General features: G+C 44.1%; 23 protein-coding genes and 1 other annotated feature. Of the genes, 2 read left to right on the forward strand and 21 right to left on the reverse strand.

Annotation, left to right across the window (positions count from 1 at the left end; all coding sequences use genetic code 11):
* Window positions 1-86: 86 nt before the first annotated feature.
* The 3 genes from BM415_RS09770 to BM415_RS09780 form a co-directional block, all read right to left on the reverse strand.
* The gene (locus tag BM415_RS09770) at window positions 87-1,319 is read right to left on the reverse strand and encodes an S-layer homology domain-containing protein (protein ID WP_091157319.1); all 1,233 of its coding nucleotides are present in this window, start codon (window positions 1,317-1,319) and stop codon (window positions 87-89) included.
* A gap of 166 nt (window positions 1,320-1,485) precedes the next feature.
* A complete protein-coding gene (locus BM415_RS25795; RefSeq protein ID WP_091157322.1) occupies window positions 1,486-5,445 on the reverse strand; it encodes a S8 family serine peptidase in 3,960 nt (1,319 codons plus the stop codon).
* A gap of 519 nt (window positions 5,446-5,964) precedes the next feature.
* Complete coding sequence (locus BM415_RS09780) at window positions 5,965-6,876, reverse strand: GNAT family N-acetyltransferase (protein ID WP_091157324.1); 912 nt, start codon at window positions 6,874-6,876, stop codon at window positions 5,965-5,967.
* Between the two features lie 451 nt (window positions 6,877-7,327).
* Between BM415_RS09780 and BM415_RS25050 the strand changes: the two genes are divergently transcribed.
* Complete coding sequence (locus BM415_RS25050; protein ID WP_170862419.1) at window positions 7,328-7,471, forward strand: hypothetical protein; 144 nt, start codon at window positions 7,328-7,330, stop codon at window positions 7,469-7,471.
* A 113-nt stretch (window positions 7,472-7,584) separates the two neighbouring features.
* Window positions 7,585-7,722 carry a sporulation protein YjcZ gene (locus BM415_RS09785; protein WP_280142856.1) on the forward strand — a complete coding sequence of 46 codons (138 nt, stop codon included), beginning with the start codon at window positions 7,585-7,587 and terminating at the stop codon, window positions 7,720-7,722.
* A gap of 151 nt (window positions 7,723-7,873) precedes the next feature.
* On the opposite strand, the gene leuA is transcribed toward BM415_RS09785, so the two are convergent.
* The 18 genes from leuA to BM415_RS09875 form a co-directional block, all read right to left on the reverse strand.
* A complete protein-coding gene (gene leuA, locus BM415_RS09790) occupies window positions 7,874-9,538 on the reverse strand; it encodes a 2-isopropylmalate synthase (RefSeq protein ID WP_091157328.1) in 1,665 nt (554 codons plus the stop codon).
* 73 nt (window positions 9,539-9,611) lie between these two features.
* Window positions 9,612-9,870, reverse strand: a binding site (T-box leader).
* A gap of 146 nt (window positions 9,871-10,016) precedes the next feature.
* Entirely contained in the window at window positions 10,017-10,298 is a 282-nt protein-coding gene (locus tag BM415_RS09795) for a CPBP family intramembrane glutamic endopeptidase (protein ID WP_280142857.1), read from the reverse strand.
* A 198-nt stretch (window positions 10,299-10,496) separates the two neighbouring features.
* Complete coding sequence (locus BM415_RS09800; protein ID WP_091157331.1) at window positions 10,497-10,985, reverse strand: tetratricopeptide repeat protein; 489 nt, start codon at window positions 10,983-10,985, stop codon at window positions 10,497-10,499.
* A gap of 67 nt (window positions 10,986-11,052) precedes the next feature.
* Window positions 11,053-11,979: a sugar phosphate isomerase/epimerase family protein gene (locus BM415_RS09805; RefSeq protein WP_091157332.1), complete on the reverse strand. Its 927-nt coding sequence runs from the start codon at window positions 11,977-11,979 to the stop codon at window positions 11,053-11,055.
* Window positions 11,980-12,172: 193 nt separating this feature from the next.
* A complete protein-coding gene (locus BM415_RS09810) occupies window positions 12,173-13,315 on the reverse strand; it encodes a hypothetical protein (RefSeq protein WP_091157335.1) in 1,143 nt (380 codons plus the stop codon).
* 15 nt (window positions 13,316-13,330) lie between these two features.
* On the reverse strand, window positions 13,331-14,608 hold the full coding sequence (locus BM415_RS09815; protein WP_091157337.1) for a hypothetical protein: 1,278 nt from the start codon (window positions 14,606-14,608) through the stop codon (window positions 13,331-13,333).
* Window positions 14,595-15,494 carry an ABC transporter ATP-binding protein gene (locus BM415_RS09820; RefSeq protein ID WP_091157340.1) on the reverse strand — a complete coding sequence of 300 codons (900 nt, stop codon included), beginning with the start codon at window positions 15,492-15,494 and terminating at the stop codon, window positions 14,595-14,597. Before BM415_RS09820 ends, BM415_RS09815 begins: the two co-directional genes overlap by 14 nt.
* Window positions 15,495-15,497: 3 nt before the next feature.
* Window positions 15,498-16,268 (reverse strand): hypothetical protein, encoded by a 771-nt coding sequence (locus BM415_RS09825; RefSeq protein WP_091157344.1) that lies wholly within the window; start codon window positions 16,266-16,268, stop codon window positions 15,498-15,500.
* Complete coding sequence (locus BM415_RS09830; protein ID WP_091157347.1) at window positions 16,261-16,821, reverse strand: RNA polymerase sigma factor; 561 nt, start codon at window positions 16,819-16,821, stop codon at window positions 16,261-16,263. The genes BM415_RS09825 and BM415_RS09830 overlap by 8 nt, the downstream gene beginning before the upstream one ends.
* Window positions 16,822-17,104: 283 nt before the next feature.
* Complete coding sequence (locus BM415_RS09835; protein ID WP_091157349.1) at window positions 17,105-17,983, reverse strand: haloalkane dehalogenase; 879 nt, start codon at window positions 17,981-17,983, stop codon at window positions 17,105-17,107.
* A 1-nt stretch (window position 17,984) separates the two neighbouring features.
* Window positions 17,985-18,308, reverse strand: a complete 324-nt coding sequence (locus tag BM415_RS09840; protein WP_091157351.1) for a luciferase domain-containing protein — start codon at window positions 18,306-18,308, stop codon at window positions 17,985-17,987.
* Window position 18,309: 1 nt separating this feature from the next.
* Window positions 18,310-18,768 (reverse strand): MarR family winged helix-turn-helix transcriptional regulator, encoded by a 459-nt coding sequence (locus BM415_RS09845; RefSeq protein WP_091157354.1) that lies wholly within the window; start codon window positions 18,766-18,768, stop codon window positions 18,310-18,312.
* A gap of 251 nt (window positions 18,769-19,019) precedes the next feature.
* Complete coding sequence (locus tag BM415_RS09850) at window positions 19,020-19,520, reverse strand: LURP-one-related family protein (protein ID WP_091157357.1); 501 nt, start codon at window positions 19,518-19,520, stop codon at window positions 19,020-19,022.
* A gap of 28 nt (window positions 19,521-19,548) precedes the next feature.
* Window positions 19,549-20,181 (reverse strand): hypothetical protein, encoded by a 633-nt coding sequence (locus BM415_RS09855; RefSeq protein ID WP_091157358.1) that lies wholly within the window; start codon window positions 20,179-20,181, stop codon window positions 19,549-19,551.
* A gap of 16 nt (window positions 20,182-20,197) precedes the next feature.
* Complete coding sequence (locus BM415_RS09860; RefSeq protein ID WP_091157361.1) at window positions 20,198-20,533, reverse strand: hypothetical protein; 336 nt, start codon at window positions 20,531-20,533, stop codon at window positions 20,198-20,200.
* 439 nt (window positions 20,534-20,972) lie between these two features.
* Window positions 20,973-22,130: an NAD(P)/FAD-dependent oxidoreductase gene (locus BM415_RS09865; protein WP_091157364.1), complete on the reverse strand. Its 1,158-nt coding sequence runs from the start codon at window positions 22,128-22,130 to the stop codon at window positions 20,973-20,975.
* A 34-nt stretch (window positions 22,131-22,164) separates the two neighbouring features.
* Window positions 22,165-22,878, reverse strand: coding sequence for a methyltransferase domain-containing protein (locus BM415_RS09870; protein WP_091157365.1), 714 nt, complete (start codon window positions 22,876-22,878; stop codon window positions 22,165-22,167).
* On the reverse strand, window positions 22,865-24,019 hold the full coding sequence (locus BM415_RS09875) for a type III polyketide synthase (protein WP_170862420.1): 1,155 nt from the start codon (window positions 24,017-24,019) through the stop codon (window positions 22,865-22,867). The genes BM415_RS09870 and BM415_RS09875 overlap by 14 nt, the downstream gene beginning before the upstream one ends.
* Window positions 24,020-24,143 lie beyond the last annotated feature (124 nt).

Raw genomic sequence — 24,143 nt, forward strand, 5'->3', positions numbered from 1 at the left:
AATTTACAGGTATCAAAAAAAACCGTCCGCTCCTTAGAAGTTAAGAAGCAGACGGAAGATCATATGAAATTTCAGGAGTAAAACATTTAATCAGCCAGATCTTGAATCCGGTTCAGCATAACGCTGACCTCAGCACGATTTGCCATGTCATTTGGTGCAAATTTAGACTCAGATTTACCTTGAATTAATTTGTTGTTGTATAAATAAGAGATGGAGGATTTGGCCCAGTGACTCTGAATATCTGTAAATGGAGCGGATTGGACACTAGAGTTACTGTCTCCTTCAGTTAGGTATCTTGTTAAAATAGCCGCAATCTCAGCTCTTGTGATCGGTGAGCTCGGCTTAAACAGGATTGCTCCGCTCTTATTGGCTGACCCTTGAATCAGTCCGTAGCTTGCCGCCGTTTCTACATAATCATAATACCAATCGGTCGAGTTGATATCGGAGAAGGAAGGCACCATCTTCTGAGTCATATCCAGCTCGAGCGCAGTAACAGCCGCTTTCGCAAACTCCGCTCTTGTCATATGCCGGAGCGGTTCAAAGTTACCCTCGTTCGTACCGACAAGCACTTCACTCGCTGCCAGACTGATGATGGCATTCTCTGCCCATTTGACTTTAGTTAATGTTGACTGATCTTTAAACCCCGAGATAATCTCTTTACTCGTCGGCAGACTGACCTTTTTCTCAGCCTTATCACCTACAGTCTCAACCACTTCATTCACTTTACCTGTTCCTGCACCGTTTGCTGAGATCGTAATTGTAGGATGATTCACCTGATGGACAATGTTGATTCCTGGATTATCGGGCTGAATAATAATGGACTTGGATTGACTCAGCTTAGCTGATCCCGCCTTCACAGCACGGAATTTAACCGTCCCTACCTTCCCATATCCCGTAAACAGCTTGGCACTCTTCGATGTAATCGCCTCGGCAATTTGCACGGTACCTGACGAATTCACTTTATTTAGCAGGCTCATCGGATTGCTCGTTTTCTTAAATACACTTGGAGTAAGCTTGGTCTCCCCTTCTACAGGCACAAGGAGTGCTTTATCAAAATTTAAGTGAACTTCATAGCCCTGTACTTTGCTGTAATCCCCAGTAAAGCCTTGCAGCCAGATCGCAACTTCAACGATATCTCCTGACTTGACATGGTAAGAGGACGGAACAAGTCGAACCATTGGAAGCTCAAAGCCACTGCTCGCGGCTTTGGTGACTGCTGTGGATTCTGCAGCGAAGATCGCTGCAGCATTTAAAGTAAATACTAGACTGCTTGCCAGTAGAATCGTGGCTAATTTCTTCGATATCGGAGATTTGATCATCAAGAGTACAGCTCCTGTCTTCTTAATATGTAAGGAGAGAGGACTTGTGGTCCTCCCTCCAGCTTACTGCGGTATATATAGATCAAAATGATTTGATTTGTCTATATATAGTTTCAAATTCACCTTTTTATTGAGTTATGAAATTGATTATTACTAAGATTAACAATTACAGCTCGTAGTTACCGATGATATAAGAGATATCCAGTAGGTCTACTGCACTGTCGCGATTGATATCCGCAGCAGATGCCTTGGCATTTGCCCATGCAGTGCCTCTTGTCTTACCGAACTCTTTGGCTGTAAGCTGCAGATCCACGAGATTCACAGCACCGTCATTATTGATGTCACCGGCTGTCAGCGGACCAAAGTTCAATGTTTCGTTGCCATCTACGGTTACGCCTGCTGTTTCCGTAATGTGACCAGGAACAACAACGCGAACCGTGTAAGTTCCTTCAGGAACCTCAATGGTGTACGTGCCGTCAGCTCGAACTGTTCCCACTCCAGCTACAGTACCGTTGCCATCTACAGCTTCCACAACGACCTTGTGCACGCCATCCGCACCTTGGTACCAAGTCTCACTGTAATCGACACTGTCAGCAAAGGCTTCGGCATCTATGCTGCCTGTAATGGAGTATTGACCTGGTGAAGGATCACTTGTTACCGTTACAGACGCTCCGGTTACATCACCGACGGCAATATCTGCAGATGTACTGTTCAGTGCACGAACATTCGATAACTCGAAGTCGTACTCACCTTCACTTGCGCCAGCGAAGTTAAATGATGCGAGTGCTCCTTCACCGGTATATCCAGACTCCAGTCCGACCAGAGTAATGACATAGTCTGTTTTCGCTAGCCCATTACCGAGTGCCGTTGTTTCTTCATAGACGTAAGGTGTTACGCCCGGATTCTGCTCTTCCTGGTATGTTGATAGAACAACGCTTGGTGCCGTTGTACCTTTTATCAAATCCTCGTCATACGTCAAGCTGAACTGAGCAGAATAGAGATCCTCCACTTCAGAGAAATCAATGTCCAGATTGAAGGCTTCATTGACATCCACTTCATCTGCGGAAGGATCAACCGTTAAGGAGATTTCGCCCGGAGTTGGTTCGCCAGGTTCTTCCCCGTCACTTTCGTAGCTGACAAGATGGGACGGTTCAATAAACCCATTTCCTGTATAATCATATACGTAGACTTCAAATTCATTTTGACCTTCTACAATTGGCACTTCAATAGTAAACTCACCATTATCCGAGATCGAGCCAACTGTATATTCCCAGTCTCCATCTAGAAGATAACCTGCTTCTACTACAATACCTGAATAATTTCCCAAGGCATCTACCATAAGGTCAGATTCAATTCGCCCACGAATCGTTCCGATATTACCTTCAACAGTAATTTCTGGATCATTTAAAGATGACACAGGTGCTTCAGTATCTAAAACAAAGGGATACGCTTGATCTAATAATTCGATCCATTCACCATTAGAGAATGCGAATGGTGCAACAGCGTAGATACCATCTTGAAGTTTGAAATCTTCCGGACCATAATCATTTACCGTTCCATCCCATTGCGGGATCCAATAATCTCCCGGTTCAAGTCCGCCCTCCGTTTCATCAATGACCGCGACCCACTCACCAGTAGTTAGATCATAAACATCCAATGATACATAGCTATTTTCGGAATTAACAGAGAAATAGATATCTGTATAATCAGAAAGCATGTCTTCATTTGGAGAGAAGAATTGCGGGTCAACTGCAACATCAGATACGACAGGAATTTCAACAGGCTCACCAACGTATACATAGACCGGAATTTGGAGCTGGTGACCTCCTGCTTCTGTCAAGATAATCTCACCTTCGTAATTTCCATCTGCTATCCCATTATTCATTGCAATCGTTACATCAATCGAAGCTTGTCCGTTCACTGGAACAGTAATGCTGGATTCACTAACACTCAGCGTACCAGGAGCCGTACCGTACCACTCTGTGGATACAGTGTAGGAAGATGCTTCACCCACGATATCGCTAACTTCAATCGTTTTGGTTGATGTCGATCCTCCATCCAGTATTCCGTAGCTTAATAGTCCGGTTTCATAAGGAGTTTCATCTCCCGACTCTACTGCCGTTGTCTCCTCCTGAACCAAGGCTACTGACTTCGCTTCCAGGGTGCTCTCTAGATCAAGCCGGCCGGCCCCCTGAATGTTATGCTCATACCGGTTACCATTTAGATCACTCAGTTTAAGCGCATTATTGGTCATTAAACCTTTAATTTCAGATAGAGTTAAGCTGGCATCCTTATCCAACAGCAGGGCAGCTGCTCCCGCAACATGTGGTGTAGCCATACTTGTACCCTGGAAGTCCGCATAAGCTTCTGAATAATCCCCTCCGTAGGCTGGAATGGAAGATCGGATTGCAACACCAGGTGCTGAAATATCCGGTTTGATACCGTACTTAGGAAGAGCTGGACCTCTTGAGCTGAAATCTGCCATTAAGTCCTGCTGCAAGTCAATCCCGAATGTAATTTCATAACCAGGTGTAGCTTCGATCTTACTCTTTAAGGCTGTACCATCCTCAAGAGATATACTTAGAGTCGGGATATAATCCCCTGGTGCACCCAAGGTTCCACCAAAGTTCCCTGATTCATTATTATAAATAATGGCAGCTACAGCACCCGCAGCCTGTGCATTTACAGATTTCTCAGCAAAGGAAATACTGCCTCTTTGGATAAGAGCGACCTTTCCTAACAAATCGACCGCTTCTGTTTCATCTACTGTTCCAAGACCTGCATAAACGACCTCTATTGATTCTCCATCCAGTGAGGATAAATCCGGAGAGAACGTCATCAGGCTGCCATAAGAGGTGATAAGTCCTTCGCCGTCAACCGTTGGTACATTGAGAGGTGGAGTTGAAGCACCTACCGAGATTGGTATTTCGGCAGCTCCCGGCGAACCAAGCGTATAATCATCCGGTCCCGAATTACCATTGGCAACTACAGTTACGACTCCAGCCAAAGCTGCATTGTTAAGCGCAACGGAAGCGGGATCGAATTCGTTGTTCATTTCACTTCCCAGAGACAGATTTATGATATCCATATCATCTTCAACCGATTGCTCAATCGCCGCAATAACGCCTGAAGTCGGACCGCTTCCACCTGGGCCGAGCACACGGTATGCATACAAATCAGCTCCATAAGCTACACCCCTTACCCAGCCGGTTCCACTTTCTGGATCTAGCGGATTACCGCGGCCGGCAATCGTCCCGGACACATGTGTTCCATGATCTGTTGCAGCTTCAGGATCATTCGGATTGGGCGGAGTTTCATAAGGATCATCGTCATTGTCGATGAAATCATAACCGCCTTTGTATGCATCAGCTAAGCTTGGATGCTCATAATCGATCCCTGTATCCAGCACGCCTACCTTGATGCCTGTACCGTCATAACCGATATCCCAAAACGTATCTGAACCAATAAAGGGGGCACTTTCATCCATATTCGGAGTAATACTGTTTATTGGGGTAGCTTTCACTTCGTTATCCGGGTAAACGGCTTTGACACCGGGAATCGCTAGTAAGCTTTCGACCCGATCAGCCCGGATATCTACTGCATATCCGTTGAAAACCACGGAGTATGGTGTCTTCAGAGTGGCATTAAGCCTTTTGGCAGCAGAGGCAAAAGTCTGTTGCTGCTTCTGAATGAGGCTGCGCTGATTGTTATTTGCCGAACTTAAACTTTGAGAAGACTTAGATTCATAGAGAGCAATCGGCTCTTCTGATAACTCTACGATTACACTAATCGTGCTTGTACCGTCTGATTCTGGAACATAATTTTGAGGTACAATCACTGAGGAAGCTCGTTTGGAATTTTCACTCTGTGAATAGGATTGAATCTTTGAACCGTTACTAGCATTCTGACCAGCACTTTCTAATGCTTCTTGTTTTTTGCCACTATTCCATGTGACACCATCGAGAAGAGAATTCAGCTTGTTCTGATCTACATTAAACACGGAAGGGTCAAACTTTCTGGTGCTAGCCTCTGCTCCGGTGACTACTGCGGGAAATACAGTGGATAGGAATAACGTGGAGACAACCGATAGTGACATCAATCTGCGTCGAATGGGCTTAGACTGCATACTACTCCTCCTTATACTATTCAATGTAAGCTAAGTTTCTACAATGCTCTATCAATCTTCTTCTCTTCTGCTCATCGCATGTCTCCTTTTTCGATAAACTTCTTCTATGTAGCTTGAAGTTGTTCGAAAACTATTCTAATTCAACACTCTTAAAAACATTGTAGAATTTCCTGTTGTCCCTCATATGATGGTAGATTTGTTGTCAAACCCCTTGATTTTACACAAATCTCGAGCTATTTTCGCATCAAATCGAACATATCAAACCACTAAGGTGAAGTAATTTGACATCACATTCTATTCTACCAATGGATGAATGCTGTATAATCCATAGACCTTTTGTCATTTTGACTCGTAATCTCGAACCCTAATATTAAAAAACAGGAATTTAGTGCTACATATTGTATCAATCATGATATAGGAATAGTCGAAATGTACTAGAATAGGAAACACAGCATATTCATTTAAAGTAAAAAAAAGCCTATATCCCCCCTAGTTCAGGACAAATACAGGCTTCTTTCACTATTTTGTTGTATTTAAAATGTAGAAATCAAGTTCATGTTCGACAGTATAACCCACCCTCAAATATATCCCGAGTGCTGTACTATTCGAGCTCGACACACATAATCTGATCTCTTCAATAGGTCTGTCAAACAAGTCCGTTACCGCATATCGTATTAATTCAGTGCCAATCCCCTTATTCCGAGCAGCAGCAGATACCGCGATATATTCCACACTTCCTTCAGCATGTTCTTCATTTACTTCCGTGTAGATATAACCAAGGAGTTCTTCTTCTTGTAGATATAGAAACAACCGATTCTCGTCACTTAGACGTTCAAGGATTGCCGAAGAATTATAGTAGGTACTTGGAAAACACTGATCATGTAAGTTCGAAAAGGCTTCTTTCCATCGCTTATCCCAAGCTGCAATGGAGTTATTCAACTTACTATCTATGCGGGATCTCCCTTGCTCCAATTTTGCGCTGCTTCTTCTAATTACAAGAACAGATTCCTTCTGCTTATAAACAAAGCCTAACTGGTTCATGAACTCTCTAGCACGATCATTCGCGGTATTATAGAATCCTTTAAACGTATGTACACGGTTCCCTAGCTTCGCTACTCCTGTATTCCATAGATCTGTGGCAATTCTCTGCCATAAAGGTCCAGACTCCGTATCGATAAAAGGCCCCCAAATTTCAGCCGCTCCTTCTTCCAGGTCGACATCAAACCCGAGGAAGCCAACGATTTCTCCCTGCTCCATATAGACAATAATCGACTCATCAAGAGATAGATCAGAAAATTTATCAGTCAGACAAGCCTCGATTTCGTGTCTATTGCCCCCTGCATATCCAACGTTGCTGCTCTTACTCTTATTTATATTCGCGATAAACTTCGCGATCTCTCCGACTGGGGGCGTGCGAACAAATTCAGTCACGCTTCTAGTCCTCCTTTTTATCCACCATTATTAGATCAATAATTTTTGTTATCCAAAAATCACCTTACATTCTCTTCTTCTCTCCCACAAGGGTAAAGATTAATTATAGTTAATTAATTTCTTGCAGCATGTATATCTCGATAAAAACGCGAATAATCAAACAAAAAGGTATCGTCTGCATGCAGTTTTGCAGGGTGCGAATACCAATTCGATCATTCCCTGATGTGACTGTCCTGGTGAGCTGGAAATATGAAATCTGCTTAGAAAGTGTTTATAATCAACATAAAATATCGCCACCCTTACATAATCCTCTCGATGGGGATGAGCAGATTATATTACAACTTCACAGCATTGTTAAATAAATTTCTCTTTTGCCAATTCCACATCCGTCTAGATCATTTCCATTTTTCTGTCATACCCTATCTTATCTTCGATCAAAGGAGGTTTTTAGATGAGTGGAGTAGTAGAAAGTTGTGGCGTTGGTGGCTACGGCGGTGGAAATAAAATTGGTGCGATCTTGGTACTCTTTATTCTCCTCGTCATTATTGCCGCTTCATTCGGTTGGGGCGGTCTTGGCGGATTTGGTGGTTACTGAATTTGAGTCATTAAGACAGGGCCCTGATCATGAAATTAAGGGTAAAATAGTCCAGACCAATAGTCTCGATGCAACATAAAATATTCTATCTTGATAGTAAAGGAGGAATTTCTGTGAGCGGAGTAGTTGGAGGTTACGGCCAAGGCGGCGGATACGGAATCGGTGCAATCCTGGTTCTCTTTATCCTCTTGGTTATCATTGCTGCATCTTTCGGATGGGGCGGATTTGGCGGCGGATTTGGCGGTTACTAATTTGATTTAATGAAGAGGAGGCGTTCGACAAGAACGCCTCTTTTGTTGTTTCATTACACAGATCTGTAGTTTTATTCTTAAGTTCGCTTAAACCAAACCATCTTTAGACAAGCGATGGCGATGCCCTACCTGATTGACAATCTCATTTAGATTACTGCTTCTTATTCATCTTATTCACGGCGCTAAACAAAGCTTTTACAGAGGATTTGGCAATATCGGCGTCAACGCCGCAGCCCCAGAATACTGTTCCATTGCTGGAAGTAATTCCGATGTAAGAAACGGCTTGGGACTTAGAACCTGTCTCTAATGCATGCTCACGGTATACCAGATCTGTATACTCTAATCCACAATGATTTTGCAGCGCATTATTAATGGCATCCAGTCTACCGTTCCCATTTCCCGTAATTTGTTTAACTTCTCCTCCGGATTGGATCGTTACAATCGTATGGAAGTCCTCATCATCAGGAAACTGATATTTCACAAATTCGACAGGCGCAGCAATGTTTACATATTCTTCAATAAAGATATCGTAGATCTCATTTGGCATCAGCTCTTTTTGCGTTCGATCTGATACATTCTTGACGACATATCCAAAGTCTTCGCGCATCTTCGGTGGAAGATCAAGACCGTATTTCTGCTGAAGAATAAATCCGATGCCCCCTTTACCGGATTGACTGTTGATCCGAATGATATCTCCTTCATATTCACGACCAATATCAATCGGATCAATTAACAGATAAGGAACAGACCATTGAGCACGCTGCTCCTCCTCACGCCATTTCATCCCCTTGGCAATGGCATCCTGGTGTGAGCCTGAGAATGCGGTGAATACCAGTTCGCCGCCATAAGGATGTCTCTCATCCACATTCATTTTCGTCAGGCGTTCGTATACGGAGATGATCTCAGGAATATTGGTAAAATCCAGATGTGGATCAACTCCGTGAGAATACATATTCAGTGCTAAAGTAACGATATCTACATTTCCTGTGCGTTCTCCATTACCAAATAATGTTCCTTCCACTCGCTGTGCCCCCGCCAGCATCGCGAGCTCTGCATCAGCAACGCCGGTGCCTCGATCATTGTGTGGATGTACTGACAAGATCACATGTTTACGATGGTTTAAGTGTTCGCTCATATATTCGATCTGGCTCGCATAAATGTGCGGCATGGACATCGATACGGTAGCAGGCAGATTTATAATCACCTGATTGTCAGCTGTGGGCTGCCATACATCGAGTACACTGTTGCAGATATCCAGGGCAAATTCAATTTCCGTACCGGTAAAGCTCTCAGGCGAATACTGGAACTTAAAGTTCCCTTCTGTATCCTCTGCACACTGCTTCAACAGCTTTGCTCCAGATACCGCAATATCTATAATTTCTTTCTTGGACTTACGGAACACCTGCTCACGCTGTGCAAGGCTGGTTGAGTTGTACAGATGGACGACCGCTTTCTTAGCTCCTCTAAGGGATTCAAAGGTCTTGCGAATAATATGTTCTCTCGATTGGGTAAGTACTTGAATCGTTACGTCATCTGGAATAAGGTTCTGCTCAATCAAGGTTCTGAGAAAAGCAAATTCAGTCTCGGATGCCGCTGGAAATCCAACCTCAATCTCTTTGAAGCCAATGTGTACTAGGAGATTAAAATACTCCAGCTTCTCTTCAAGGTTCATGGGTACAACAAGTGCCTGGTTTCCATCTCGAAGATCGACACTGCACCAAGTCGGTGCTTCGGAAATATATTCTTTCTTTACCCAGTTCATGCTTGTCTTCGGGGGCATAAAATAACCTCTGGCATACTTCTCCACATTTTTCATCATAACGACCACCCTTTTCCCAATAGTATGTACATCTGATTTATGGATGCAAAAAAAGCCTTCCATCTCTTAACTAAGAGACGAAAGACTTTACATCTTACGTGGTACCACTCTAATTCATACCATACGGTATGCACTCAGGCAGATACAGGTCCTAATTGCGAATGAACTCATATCCCCTAATTGATAACGGTTAGGACTCCGGCTCCACCTACTACAGTTCAGCGAGCTACTTCAAGGTGAGTTCCAACATTCCCTTGCGGCTGTTTTGCACCGGCCAACAGCTCTCTGAGCGCTTGGAATGATGTACTATTCCTCTTCATCGTATTTAAATATTGATGTCATTTTATACTACAAAATTGAAGTTAGCAAGTGAATTAACGAAAAAACTTACAAGGTCCGTAAATTAAATCACGATATTGAGATCTCTGTTTATAATTATATTCGTGCTATTTCCGTTGTATCTACGATTTCACGATTACGCCACTTTGGTTTGAAAACTATGCACCAGGATAGGGGTTATCAAATTGTCAGTTGCAAAATATAACACCCCGAACACAAAGCTTGGGATGGCGATATTGATGTACATGATCGGTTTCTTGAAATATGAAAAATGAAAGGCTAAAAATAGTAAAGATGTTATTGTAATGGCCAGCCATTCCATATCAAAAAACATGTACAGCAAATTCTGAATGATTCCTCTGAACAGCAATTCTTCAAAAATTCCTGCAAGTCCCATAAATACAGTAATGTAGGGCAAAGAGTAATCCTGATAGCTCTTGTTGGCCTCATCGATGTGCTGCTCTACCTCTTTCGTATGTATTAAAGCCTAGCTGTATGCTGCAAAATATATGATTACCACCATGCAGCCTTTCTATAGGATAAATGGAAATATTCTCCGGCACAAGTCATCTATAATCCTAATTAATGAAGACTAGGTTACGACTTTCCTAACTAGTTAATCCCAACGCTGATCCAGCTTATCCGCATAGAAGGCAATAGCCTTTCTGTAACTCTGAACTCCGGAATTACTAGAATTCTCAGCGATTTCCTCAAGCAGCAGTCGCATTGCAACTGCATATTCTTTTAGATTATACTGGACCATCGCAAGAAAGACTCTAAACTCTTTATTCTCCGGAAATTCATCTATACCTTGCCTTAATACGTTCTCGGCAGCTTCATATTGACCTAAGGTTCGATACGTACTGCCCAGTCCCAACAAAGCCCCTGATCTATCTTCTCCCTGTATCCCCATCGATATGGCGTCCAAATAATAGGGAACAGCTTCTTTCTCAAGTCCTAAAGAATCATAAGTCCAGGCAATCTGATAATTTAATTGAGCCGCTTGCTCTGCTTCAATTGTATTTAATAATTGCAGCAATCGTTCAAGCGCTTCTTCCTTGTTGCCTTCATTTCTTAATTTAATGGCTTCCCCTATCAAATTCATGACCGATACTCTTTCTAGTAACTTGCTTGCAGTTTATATCTTAACAAGCACATAATCCACATTGAAGTCATTGATTAGTTATACTTGTTTTTTCCCTATTCATAATTCCATCTACCCATTCATAACACTCTGCAAGCTCTGCATCTGTAATACGGTCAGATCGGTGCTCAAACAAAATAAGAATGTCCGAATTCAGCTTCTGAATGGTCCTAAGATAGTCCTCAATCGGAGCCCAGCCATCATCAGGAGATAACTTCGGCAGTACCGGATGATGCCTTAGAACATGATGATCTGTGTAGCGGGCATTGGATAGATGAATTAGCTTAGCATAGGATGCGTACTTGCGAATAACTTTTATCGCATCAAATTCCGGATCAGTCAATGTTTGAAGGAACAACCGTGCCGTATCCAGACATATTCGAATACAAGGATACTTCTCCAGCAAACGAATCAGCAGGTCCGTATCCACGATGACACTCGGCACGGCATCAAATTCAAGAACCGGAGTAAAGCCGTACTGTTCGCCATAGCTGGATAACCTCTGGAATATCTCTTCACTGCTCCGTTCAAAAGATATCTGAGAGTGTTCATTCTCCCATTCATATTCCGCCTCATTGTCGAAATACCATAGATCCCACTCCTTCTGCGGATCCAGTCTTACCGGCTTCGGATAATGAAACAGCACATATTCTGGCTTTAAATGCTTATCACACAAATACTCCAGCTCTTGTTCAATGAAACGAAACGCTTCTTCTCTAGTGTTCTCATCTGAGGACATAAACAGCGCATCCCGAAATTCATGTTGCCCAGCACGAGGAGCGAAATGAAATCCATACTTGAATCCATCCTTATTGGACAAGGACAAGAGCCTGTCAAAATCCTCCTCAGACTCATATAAACAATTCTCAATCCCAAAAAAATGACTTCTGAAATCCCTTTCATATTTACCCAGATCAAAACCACCATATTGTCCGATTAGAAATTGGGCCGGCATCTAACGTCTCTCCTCTTATGTATAAGTGACATCCTCTAGTAATATATCATATTAAACTCTTGTAAATGGTGAATTTATTCCATACATTAATCAGGAAAATTCAACTCCTATGTTCATATTACGCCGCACAATGACCTCTTGTAAGAGATCATTGTGCGTACGTATGCTAGTTACAGAATTCTCGTCCACAATATTAATTTAAATCTCCCACGCGTTCTCTTCTCCACCGATGCCGCAAGAAAAGAACAACAATCAGTATAAATGCGCCATATAGAAGGGGCTGCAAAATCATCGGATCATATAGGCTCGCGGTTCTTAACAGCATCATATCGAAGAATGGACTAAGCAGCCAAATGACGCAGGGAACGAGGGCTGCAATAATCGTAACGTAATTGCGAGCCAGGCTTGAGATGAGCGCAGTCACTGTGGTGAACAACAGAAGCAATACGTACAAGAGCCCCATCGTAATCAGGATGAATTCCATGAAGTTTAGATCATACCAATACGGACCCACCCAGCTGTTAAAATAGGAGTTAATCGAAATGAAGTAGAACACACTCTTGATCTCATCCGAATAGAGCATGAAGAATGCGGAGAGCTGAACGGCATACAGTATCGTCACCGCCAAAATTGCCGCTGCCCATTTGATCAGGAAGTGTTTTCGACCTGCTTTGGATGAGTATTGTAAATAGATAACTCCATTGTTGCGATCCTTGATGTACAAGGGGATGATAAGGAACATGCTGCTCACCAAGACCAGGATTTGCAGGAACCCAAGCTGAATTCTGTAATTCTCCATTAACTCACCTGAGAAAATAGAAGTAAAAGTGCCGTCTTGTTCATACTGTTCAACCTTCTTCAGCTGTTCATCATTTAAATCACTGATTGCGGCAGTATTCTTACTCTCATATTGCTCAATAAGACTCTCTCTAGCCGCTATTTCCCATATCAAGTCGCCGCGCTCTTTGTGATTATAGATATAACTATTGACTTCAAATGGCAGGATTCCTTCGCCTGATTTTTGCTTGAATTCCTCAAAAGAACTGACCCTGTATTCCTTGAAGTAAGGATCTGATTTGATAAGCTGGTCTGCCGTCTGCTCCAGCTCCGTTAACTGCTGCTTAAAATCCTCAAATTCTTCTTTATCCATACGCTCTCCGTACTGCCCGAGCATCTGTATCGTCACATGGTGCATGTCTCCATCCGGTCTGCCATTAGGAAAATGTTTAAATGAAAATTCCAAGTACATGAAATAAAAAATCACATGGAACAAAGCAAGAAAAACAAGCACCTTACGATTAAAAATCTTCCGCAGCTCATACCCTATTAACTTCACGCATCACTCCTCCTTTCACAGCCCCTGCTTTCGAAATTTGAGCATAGATAAGAGAACCCCAAATGCCAGCAGGGTAGTCCAGCTCATGAGCGTAATAAGTTCATACCATTTGTACGTGCGAAAGATCGATTGACCCATGAACATATATTGGGCTTCCAATATCATATGGAACGGGTTAAATACAGTGGCCAGGATCAAAAAGTGATCTGACGGAATAAATGACCGCCATCCAACAATGATTCCTAAACATAGAGCAAAGACCGCAAATACAAAGTAACTGTTCCTTACAAAAATCGAAATAATGAACGCCAGGCTGCTAAACATCAGCTGAGCAATCACAAAAATAAGGATGACCAGCAGTAAATATTGTAAGAAGCTTAAATCCCACCACGGGATATAAGGGAAGTTCTTGTCGGATACAAATATGCTGCTCATGGACACATTCCACAGCCCTGAATAATCTGCCATTATAAAATAGACTCCCAAACTCGCTGTAATCAGGAGCACACCTGAGATGAACGAGCCGGTTAATGAGGCGGCGAGCTTATCTCGCATCAGCTTGCGGCCTCTGCGAGTCGAATAGACGACATGCTCGCTGCGATGCTCTGTTTCGTATTTACAGATCATGCCTGAGATCAGCACCGCAAGCACCATCATCTCAATGGCGATCCCACCAAAGAGAGTTTCGAACAACTTGGAATGCATGCGGTACATGTCCCCATCAAAAAACAACTGCTTATGCTCTTCATTGTCTATTAATTCCACCAGCCGCTCTCCAAGAGCAGCAAACTGTGTCCGTATATATTCAGCGGGACTGCCTGAAACACCATACAGCTCCATTGCGCCCTCCGCATAGGCCTGTACATCCAGCTGATTGTAGACGGTATCTGCGGTTTGTGACTTCGTATAATAATGCTCAATCAGCCTCGCTTGATGGAACATCTGCAGCTCTTCATCATCGTATAAACCAGGCTGATTGTATACATATTTCGTCAGATTATCCTGCTCGAAAAAGCTCGCTGCCGTTTCATAACTTTGCTCCGTTCTTGATTCAGTTACTGTATTCATTTCACCCAGCAATTCATGTGCCTTCTGACCCAGACCCGCAAGAGCGGCTTCATCCATTTCCACTCCGTATGCTGCCGCAAGCTCATTAACGAGCTTTAAATCCTCCTTAATATACGTCACCGGCCAGATCAGAAACACATTCCACAGAATGAAAATAACGAGCAGGATAGGAAAAACAGGCGCTTTCAGCACTTTTCTCAGTTCATAACCTTTAATGCCCCACATAGACTTCATCTCCTGCAAGGTTCACCTCATCCTGATAAGTGTATATGAATACATCTTCAAGGCTTGGTACCACTTTACTCGAGACTATATCCGGCTCACCTGCTTCATATAAGAAGCGAACCTTCAGCCTGCCGAGCTCCTGTTTCTCGGACAAGATCAAATATCTGTCTTTCAGTGCTTCAGCCTCTTCATAGCTCAGCTCCGTCTCGTAAACCTTGCCTTCAAGACGTCCGCACAAGGACTCAACGCTCTCCTTATACAGCAAACGCCGATCCTTGATCATCAATATTTCGTTTGCGATGAGCTCTACATCAGACACAATATGTGTAGATAAAATAATAATTCGATCACGCGCCAGCCGGGTAAGCAAATTCCGGAATCTCACCCGCTCCTTCGGGTCAAGCCCTGCCGTTGGTTCGTCCAGAATCAGAATTTCAGGATCATTCAGCATCGCTTGCGCAATACCGACTCTCTGTATCATCCCACCCGAAAATTTCTTCATCTTCTTATTTTTCACACTCTCTAGTGCTACAAGCGACAGTAATTCATTAATCTTGACGGCTGCTTGTGCCCTTTCCATCCCTTTTAGAGCAGCGATGTAGTGCAGATATTGCACAGGTGTGTCATTCTTATAGTATCCGAACTGCTGCGGCAAATAGCCGAGTATATCGCGGTATCTCTCGCCCATCTGCACGATATCCTCTCCTCCATACAGGATCTCGCCTTTCGTTGGAAAAAGAAGCGTAGTCAGCATTTTGATCAATGTCGTTTTGCCCGCTCCGTTTGGAGCCAGCAGACCGTATACCCCATTGGCAAGCTCACAGCTGATCTCCTCCAGCGCAGTAAAAGCGCCGAATTTCTTAGTAACTTGATTAATGGTTAGCATGAATTATCTATAGCCTCCTGCCTGCTGTAATTGAAATAATTGCTTCAGATGCCGAACATACAACAAGAAGCCCATAATCGCGATAAACCCGTAAACAAGGAGTGGAATTTGGTTCAGCACCTGCTCGAAGACTGGACCTAGCCCCAATGAGAGCAGCACATTAGCGCTGATCCAGCTCATCCCAGCGACAAGCCAAGACCATCTTGACTTCACATGCAGCTGGAAGGACATGAACAAGGCTGAAAATATAAACAGTGAGCTGGCTGACATGAGGATGCTTCTTGCTACATCAAATCCTTCAATCTGTACAGCAATCATCATAATCGAGAGCAGGTTAGCGGCAAGGCTGATCAGGCTGAATATGAGCATCCGAAATGCAGCCAGCTGATGGACACTGTATTTGCACACCATCTCTGTTTCGTAGGTGCTCTTCGTACGAAGCTGAACGAAAAACATTACCGCAATCGTAAAATACAGCATAGGCGACATCGTAAAAATGAGAACAGATATGGACCATGCTGAGGCTGAATTTGGCTGGTCCCCGGCGGCATAGCCGAACAACACCATGATGAGAAGTCCAAGAAGGGTGATCAGCGCAATCTCTGCTCGATCCTTGAACAGCACCCGCGCTCCCAGCTGACGCGCCATATCCATCAGCCCCCTCGCCAGGGATGGTTTGGGCATCAATCCTCTGGTTACGATGTAATCAACCTCGATAGGGATGGCTTCCTCTTCCGGAAAATCAATATAGAACGGCTTCTCATTATTAGACATCGCTATTCACCTCCAGCTGCTTTTTTATTTTGCGAATCATCGTGTAATATTTGGATTTCACCGTGGATTCCGGGAGCAGCAGCATGTCCGCAATTTCTAGAAACGTATATTCACCAAAGATCTTCAGCCTGAAGATTGACTGGCTGCCCGGCTCCAATTCACTGACAACTTGCATAATGTTCATGACTTCCTCTCTGTTCTCCACACGGATCGTAAAATCCTCAGGTTCAGGAATGACATATCGTTCCTCCTCTATCGGTTCTGTTGATCGACGATAGCGGTAGGCCCTGGACCGGTAATAATCAATCACTCGATTAGTGGCAATCCGATACAGCCAGGTACGAAAAGAAGCTCTCTTCCCGTCAAAATAATGAATGGACTGCAGCATGGAAATGAATATTTCCTGTGTCAGGTCCATCGACTGCTCCTTGTCCATCGTCTGTTTATAAACGTAGCTGTAGATTTCCTTGTAATAAGATGATACAAGCTTACCCGCCGCGGCTTTATTCGATTGTTTCTTGATCTGCATGATCCACTGTTTCTCAGATTCCATAAACAAAGCGCTCCATTCCTATCAAACCGGTTCGTTTTATATATGCGTAGTTCGTGTCCAGATAGTTTGACACAAGTTTATATATATTCTTGATTAAAGCAACAAAAGGTATTATAAAATGGATTCTCATGCACAAAAAAAGCTGTTCTCAAATATTCAAGACTACTTGAAAACAGCTGTATGAGTAACATTAGGTTGAGCGAGAACCTCACTTGCTTCTTATAGTAAGAATGTATATTCGATAGTTTCACCATCGAAATTAGACAAGCCTTACATTGAAGGGTTAATTTAATTCTCGGAGCCATTCGGCTAGCGTTTTGCCAACTTCATCAGGTGCGTCTTCTTGAGGATAGTGTCGGCCTGAGACGGTTACTTCTGTCTGTGATGGCCATGTGCGGCAATAATCGATGTGGGATTGTGGCAATAAGCCGGGGTCGCATTGGATGAATAGTTTGGGAACAGGGCTGTGCGCCATCCATTCTCCATTGTCAGTTACGATTTCGGGAACATCGGTTGGATCTCCAATAAACGGAAGCTGTCTGGCCCAGCTGAGCATGGGACGGCGGCTTTCGCCAGCTTCCAGAAACGGCCTCCGGTACTGAGCTGTTTCTTCATCCGTCAGCTTGCGCAATATGTTGACCGGCAGGTTAAACTCGATGAACGAATTTTGCTCGAGAACCATCTGCTCCCCTTCCGGCGTTCGGAGTTTTTGAAAAATTTGACGTCCAGTTTCCGGCATTTCACTCCAGCTGCGCGGTTTAATAATGCCCTCCATATGAGCGATACCTTTGACTGCGTCGGGATGCCGTCTACTCCAATCGAAGCCCAGCACCGATCCCCAATCGTGCACCACAAATGTTACACAATCGCTAACGCCCAGCTGTACGAGCAGCTCATCCAGGTAGCGGCGATGCTCGGCATAGGTATAAGCGTCAGGTCCGCTGTCTGGAAGCTTCGCGGAATCGCCCATACCGATAAGATCAGGCGCGATGCAGCGGCCGAACTTTCGGGCATAAGGAATAATGTTGCGCCAGAGATACGAGGATGCCGGATTGCCGTGCAGGAATACGATCGGGTCACCGCTTCCTTCGTCCACATAGGCCATCTCTAATCCCAATACTTGAATACGCTTTTTCTCATAAGGAAACACCTCATTAATCATGTTACATCTCACCCTTCCTTTTCATTTGATCATATTTTAATCGTGAGATTTCAATGGCGTTAGCCATGTCTTGCTCGGTATTTAAATAGACGGATACCCAGCCTGAAGCGGGATACATATGATGTGGACTTGCCTTGCCCTCTTCAATCCACCGATCACGTTCGGGTCTCGATAGCAGCAAGTCGTACAAGCGATTGCCGTGAAGATGTCCGATTTCCGTTCCGTCCAGCTGAAATTCCACACCACCGAATCGATGGGGATGCTCTGTCACACCAGGCCATGACAGCAGCACTTCCTTCAAGTCTGTTCCCTCATACCTGCTCATTTTATAGCTCCTCCTGCTCTGTCAGATTACGAAGCACGATTTTCAGCAAACTAACTAACAAGTCATATTCCTCGTCGGTAATGCCTTTTCGAGTTTTGTTCTTAACACGGCCTAGCGCCTCCTGAACCTTCGGCACCACTTCACGCCCTGCATCTGTTAAGTAAAGCAGATGATAGCGGTTGTCGGCGGGATCGACCTCCCTCCGAACGTAACCTTCTGCTTCAAGCTTCGCAATCGCTTTAGCGGTTGTGGTTTTGTCAATGAGCAGCTTCTCGCTTAGCTTCTTCTGCGTAATGGGCTCCTGAAAAGCAATCGCCATCAAAAAAATATACTGCCCGCTTCCAATTCGATATGGCGCGAGCTCGGCTGAAATCAACACCTGCATGTGCCGATAGATGGCGGAGATGTATTGCCCATGGGATTCCGTCGAGTTTTCATTTTGTTTCCAGTGCTCACTCACATGATCTCCCCCTTTAATAGGATGGTATTGCAACTAATTACATCATATGCGTAATATAATGGTATTGCAACTAATTTTTTTCTCATTTTTATATAATTTGGTTTGTCCGTTTACTGTACTATGTATTATTTCGAGGTCTGAAATCAGGGAGCCTTGTAGGTCGTTCCATTTAGTACTGTTTCTCTCAATAATCACTCGGAGTGTAATAACCTATTATAAAAAGAGACACAGCGATTGTGTCTCTTAAGTCTTTAGGTTGCCGCATTCGCAGCATTATTCTGCCTGATCTGAATAGAGTGAACACCCATCACGACTGCGATCCATTCATAAGAATCCACTTCATTTGATCGGTTATCCAGGCGATACGAGCCAGGACCGAAGAAGCCGGAGGTTATTGTAAATGTTGCAGCTACGCTCCCCGATTCATCCTCAATCGTATATTCTTTGGAGAAGGCTGGAGAAGTGATGGAATAGATTCCTCTTGAACCGGCATGATATTCGAATTTTTTAGTAAAGAAACTCATCTTGGCCCTAACGATTCCAATAATCTCTTCTCCCGGATCCATCACATTCCACTTACTCGAGAAGGCACGAAATTTGCCCGAATATATTAAATCCCTGGATGGTCCATAAATATCCAGAGAACTGCCAAAAGCACTCTTCAAATCAATGCTTCCGGCTTCCTGGCCTGTATCGTCCACAATTTCTGTCATACCCGAGCTGAAAAAGTTATTCCTGAAATAAAGCTCCATTCCGCTTCCCCCTCAGAACTCAGATTACTTAGATCCAGTCATACTTCTCACTCATCCGCTGATGAAAGGCATGGTCCGGATTCTGCTCGATCACCTTCTGAATGGCCTGCTTCCACGATTTTTGAATATCTGTGGGCTTATCCTTTGTAATGGACTGCTTGCTCATAACATTCTTGAGATAGACCAGATCCTCTTGCAGGCGATCCAAATCCTTCAAAAGAAGCTGATGTGATTTATGACTCAGGTGATTTGCCGATTCCAACGGCTGCAAGATGTCACTCTCAACATATTGATGATAGTCCTGCAAGAGATTTGCCATCACCCGGGTGGATGCACTGTCTTGCTGCCTGAAAAAGGGCTCCATCTGGGATAACGACCTGCCACCCTGTTCAAGATTACGTGCTGCCTGATCAAGCCGATTCACAACCTGATCTGTCTCCACGAAGTCACCTGTCTTAAGCTTCTCTGTCAAATAAGCAATATCCTCTAACGGCAAAGAGAACCCTTTGCTAACCGCTTCATTCCATAACCTTTCGTTCGTTTCCGTTTGCGCCTCCTTGTAGTCCATAAGGCTAATATTCAGCGCTGCGCTCGCAACGAGCAGGATCGATAGCAATCCTATGATCAGTTTACTCGTCTGTTTTTTCCAAAAATACTTCATATGACTTCCCCCTCACTTAAGACATTCCTGGATGTTTGTAGTACTCAATCATCTTAATGAACTGTATTGAATAAGCATTCTCCACCTCGTTAAGAGAATACAATTTCCCTTCCAACTCCTTAAGTGCAAACACATAATCATGTCTGACATCATCCATTGCCGGTTTGCCTATGTATTGGCCCTCGTAATCTTTAAATTGGTCCTTAAATGCGGTGTCAAACATCAATCGATGCTTAAATGATGCGTGCACAAAAGCGTTAACCAGCACCAAAGTATTGTCAGTCTTGTCGATGACAAGGTAAATATTGCCGCGATTATCCTCAATAAGATCTTTATTGATTTGAATATCCATCTTGTCCGCTCCCTTTCTTTCATCTATATTTACTCTTAATAAAGCAGCTAAAGTTATTTTAAAATCATTTGATTTAGTTAATATTAATCATCATACCAGTTATTCTCATTTAATTAAATACTTGAATTAATATGATTCTCATCAAAAAGCTGCTAAATTTTGATTCTTCCATGTCGAAAAATATAGATTTGTGCGATTGCCCGAGAAATAATTCATGAAGCCGCCTTTTTTAACCACCTCTACTCCCGTATTGCTGCAAAAATAGAATAAAAGATTTAGCTATTGGAGTCTTAATTGTGAATTGTCATCTATTTTGAATTTTTCAGATGTTGTATTTACCGAATAAATTCTCTGAAATTTATTACTCTAACACAATAAAACTACACCAATAACAAACCCAGCTTATTTATAAGACTGGGTTTGACTCTTCATGATAAATTTAGCGATGGATGCCCATTTCGGACAGTCGTGTCGCCTTAACGAGATAGGAAGCCAGGCTCGGAAACAATTTCGCTGCACCGGGATATAGACGATTGGTCTTGGCAAAAGCCAGCTTATGAATACGTTTAGCCCGTTTCAGCAGCTTGCCAAAATGATGATTAGCCTCCAAAGTATACTCGCTCTGCCACTCTTCATAAGCAATCTCAGATCTTAGGTATCGATCCGTTACAGCCGAGCAGATCATAGAAGATCTTAAGGCGATAGACATGCCGTCACCACATAAAGGAGGGATCACCATTAGCGCATCTCCAATATGGGGGAAGATCGACCACGGCTCGGGAACAGAAGATAATTTGACGGGAGCAATGGATACTTGCGTTCCTTCGACTGGGGAGCCTGCGCTCAGCCTGGCTGACAGCTTCTCATTATCCTGAGATGCTGCCTGCAATATATCGGATACGGACTTGCCTATACGCTGAACGGTTGTCAGCGGGAACAGCCCAGCGACATTCGCCTTCTCTCCTCCTTCAATTGGAGAAATTCCAACATAGCCGCCTTCACAGAAATACAGCTCGACCCGAGGTTCTGTCTTGATTCCTGTATAGTGGGATTTGACGCCGACATAAACTTCCGAATTATGGGGGGAATCCATTTCCACACCTTGAACAAACTTGGGTCTAGGAATTCCATAAGCGCCAATAACGGACTTGGCATGATAATGAACAACATCCTTTCCCTGTCTTACGGAAACACGATAGCTGTTATCATCAAGCTGTACAATATCCAGCACCACAGCTTTTGTTACAATGCTTGTACCGGCCTCGACTGCTTTTTGATGCAGCATCATGTCCAGCTCATATCGGCTGATTCCCCAAGCCTTGCCTGGAAGGGGTGAATCGATCTCGCCTCCATTTGCCATGATGATCTTTGCACTGTCCATCACGCTGGGCTCCACTTGAAATGCGAACGGATCAACACCCACATAAGCCAGCATCTCTAACGTTTCTGGTGACATGAACTCCCCGCATGTTTTATGTCTCGGAAATGCTTTGCGGTCTAACAAAACCGTGTCATGTCCCCTGCCTGCAAGCTGAACAGCACATGCACTTCCCGCAATCCCTGCTCCTATAACAATGACATCCACCTGTTTATCCACATGCCTCACCTTCCCCTTTTCTGTTTCGGCTCCCTTACTGTCTCGGGATAATTACGGCATATCGGAACAAAGGCTTCCAGTTATAGGACATGGAGTGATGGTTAAGCTGTTTCTGCAGCTCCTTCCAGTCCGAGCCTTTGAATCCTTTCGCAACGGATAGCGGTCCATCATGCCGTATATAACGATTTCTCGAGATGATCCGTGTTGTAATCCATACCGCAGTATAGGAAACGGTATGCCTGTGAATATCATTGATAACAACCCCGTATATGGACGCACGAAGCATATGGGATACGATCTCAACGAGCTTCTCTCCGTCAAAATGATGTACGAACTGGGAGCCTGTTACGATATCAGCTGATGCGTCCGGCAGTTCACATACATCGGCCTGCAGAACTGTTACTCTGTTCTCTTCCTTGAATAGGGCCCTCGCTTCATCACATGCCTCTGTTGTCATATCTACGAGTGTAATACTCAGCTGGACACCTCGTTCATCCGCCCAGCGAAGAAGCTTACGGTTCACGTCTCCAGACCCTGCTCCAACATCCAGAATCGACAAGGTGTCCGGCCTGCCCATCTCCTTCCACAGCTTCTCAACTCCATATTTCGTTGGACCTGGAGCCGCGAATATTTTATTTAATCTCCTTAAATGCTTAAGCGCTTCGGTCAGCTCCGCTCCGCCTAACGAGAAATCATCCATCAATTCTTCTTCCTTCGCTCTTCGATCCAGCCTCCTAAAGATAGACATGATCTGCCTCTACGGATGAAGAAGTGTACGATGGAACATAGGTGAACCTCATAAGCTCAGCGGTTAACCCGGGGCCAAACGCCATCGCCACGCCTTCTGCTGTCTCACGCTTCAGAGATCTCAGTTCGCTGCGCATCGCATCCAGCACAAACATAATGGTTACAGAAGACAGGTTACCGTAATCTTTCAAGATGTCCCTGCTGAATTTCGTCTGATCGTCACGAAGTCTGAGCACTTCCTGAACAGAATCCACAATCCCTCTGCCACCAGGATGAATTGCATATAATTCGGGCTGCTGTGCACCTTCCAGCAGATAATCCATTTCCTTGGCTAGATGGGTTCCGAGCAGTTTGGGGATTCGCGGTGAAAGATACAGATCAAAGCCAGTGTTCCCAACATCCCATGTCATATCCTCCGCACAATCCGGCAAAAGAACCGAGTACCCCTTACCTAGCTGATAGTAATGCTGATGCTGTTCTTCTGCCATCCCCACTACGCATGAAGAAGCTCCATCTCCGAAGAACGAAGCTGCAAACAGCGCTTCCCGTTCCATTACTGGCTGAAAATGAAGTGTACATAGCTCCACACATACAACGAGCACTTTGGCATTTGGGGTACCCTGCACTACATCCCTTCCAGCTTGAATTGCCCTCAGTCCTGCCGCACAGCCTTGAAAGATCAGAGGGATACGTGTCGTCCGGGGGGATAAGCCCAAATGCTTCATCAGCAGCACATCAAGCCCAGGTAAGAATTGTCCGGTACAACTGACGGTAATTAGATGCGTAATTGCCTCAGGTGTTGTATTAGAATCTTTAAGTGCTTTTTCCGCGGCCTGGATGCCAAGCGGTACCGCTTCTTTTTTATATGTATTCATGCGTTCTCCCGTAGTTGGAGCCTCACGATCCTGATTAGAAGGCAGATACTCACAATCTTCCGGGTTCCCTGTAAAGCCCGGTTCACATGTATATCTCATCTCAACACCGCAGGATCTAAATATTCTTCTCGCAAAACGAACCAGCTCTGGCTTCTCGCCTAGTGAAGATTCCATCAGCTTGGCTGCATCTGTCTGTGACAGAGAATGAGCAGGGAGTGCAGTCCCCAGTCCTATTATGGAAATTCGTGAGTTCAACACATCGTTCATACCATTTTTCCTCCTGATTTTTCATATATGCTTGAGAATTGAGTCGTTTTTTTCAAACCCAGGGTTTAGTACACGCCATCCATTAATCTATATTTTGTTGGCAACGTACTTTTTAACCAAATTT

The sequence above is a fragment of the Paenibacillus sp. 453mf genome (assembly GCF_900116105.1).
GTDB lineage: Bacteria > Bacillota > Bacilli > Paenibacillales > Paenibacillaceae > Paenibacillus > Paenibacillus provencensis.

Bases quoted from the DNA above. Each gene is read 5' to 3' on its own strand.
- BM415_RS09835 (WP_091157349.1), bottom strand. From the start codon at position 17,983: ATGATTAATGAGGTGTTTCCTTATGAGAAAAAGCGTATTCAAGTATTG.
- BM415_RS09860 (WP_091157361.1), bottom strand. From the start codon at position 20,533: ATGGATATTCAAATCAATAAAGATCTTATTGAGGATAATCGCGGCAAT.
- BM415_RS09840 (WP_091157351.1), bottom strand. From the start codon at position 18,308: ATGAGCAGGTATGAGGGAACAGACTTGAAGGAAGTGCTGCTGTCATGG.
- BM415_RS25795 (WP_091157322.1), bottom strand. From the start codon at position 5,445: ATGCAGTCTAAGCCCATTCGACGCAGATTGATGTCACTATCGGTTGTC.
- BM415_RS09830 (WP_091157347.1), bottom strand. From the start codon at position 16,821: ATGGAATCTGAGAAACAGTGGATCATGCAGATCAAGAAACAATCGAAT.
- BM415_RS09815 (WP_091157337.1), bottom strand. From the start codon at position 14,608: ATGTGGGGCATTAAAGGTTATGAACTGAGAAAAGTGCTGAAAGCGCCT.
- BM415_RS09875 (WP_170862420.1), bottom strand. From the start codon at position 24,019: ATGAACGATGTGTTGAACTCACGAATTTCCATAATAGGACTGGGGACT.
- BM415_RS09855 (WP_091157358.1), bottom strand. From the start codon at position 20,181: ATGAAGTATTTTTGGAAAAAACAGACGAGTAAACTGATCATAGGATTG.
- BM415_RS09805 (WP_091157332.1), bottom strand. From the start codon at position 11,979: ATGCCGGCCCAATTTCTAATCGGACAATATGGTGGTTTTGATCTGGGT.
- BM415_RS09820 (WP_091157340.1), bottom strand. From the start codon at position 15,494: ATGCTAACCATTAATCAAGTTACTAAGAAATTCGGCGCTTTTACTGCG.
- BM415_RS09770 (WP_091157319.1), bottom strand. From the start codon at position 1,319: ATGATCAAATCTCCGATATCGAAGAAATTAGCCACGATTCTACTGGCA.
- BM415_RS25050 (WP_170862419.1), top strand. From the start codon at position 7,328: ATGAGTGGAGTAGTAGAAAGTTGTGGCGTTGGTGGCTACGGCGGTGGA.
- BM415_RS09825 (WP_091157344.1), bottom strand. From the start codon at position 16,268: ATGTCTAATAATGAGAAGCCGTTCTATATTGATTTTCCGGAAGAGGAA.
- leuA (WP_091157328.1), bottom strand. From the start codon at position 9,538: ATGAAAAATGTGGAGAAGTATGCCAGAGGTTATTTTATGCCCCCGAAG.
- BM415_RS09850 (WP_091157357.1), bottom strand. From the start codon at position 19,520: ATGGAGCTTTATTTCAGGAATAACTTTTTCAGCTCGGGTATGACAGAA.
- BM415_RS09870 (WP_091157365.1), bottom strand. From the start codon at position 22,878: ATGTCTATCTTTAGGAGGCTGGATCGAAGAGCGAAGGAAGAAGAATTG.
- BM415_RS09800 (WP_091157331.1), bottom strand. From the start codon at position 10,985: ATGAATTTGATAGGGGAAGCCATTAAATTAAGAAATGAAGGCAACAAG.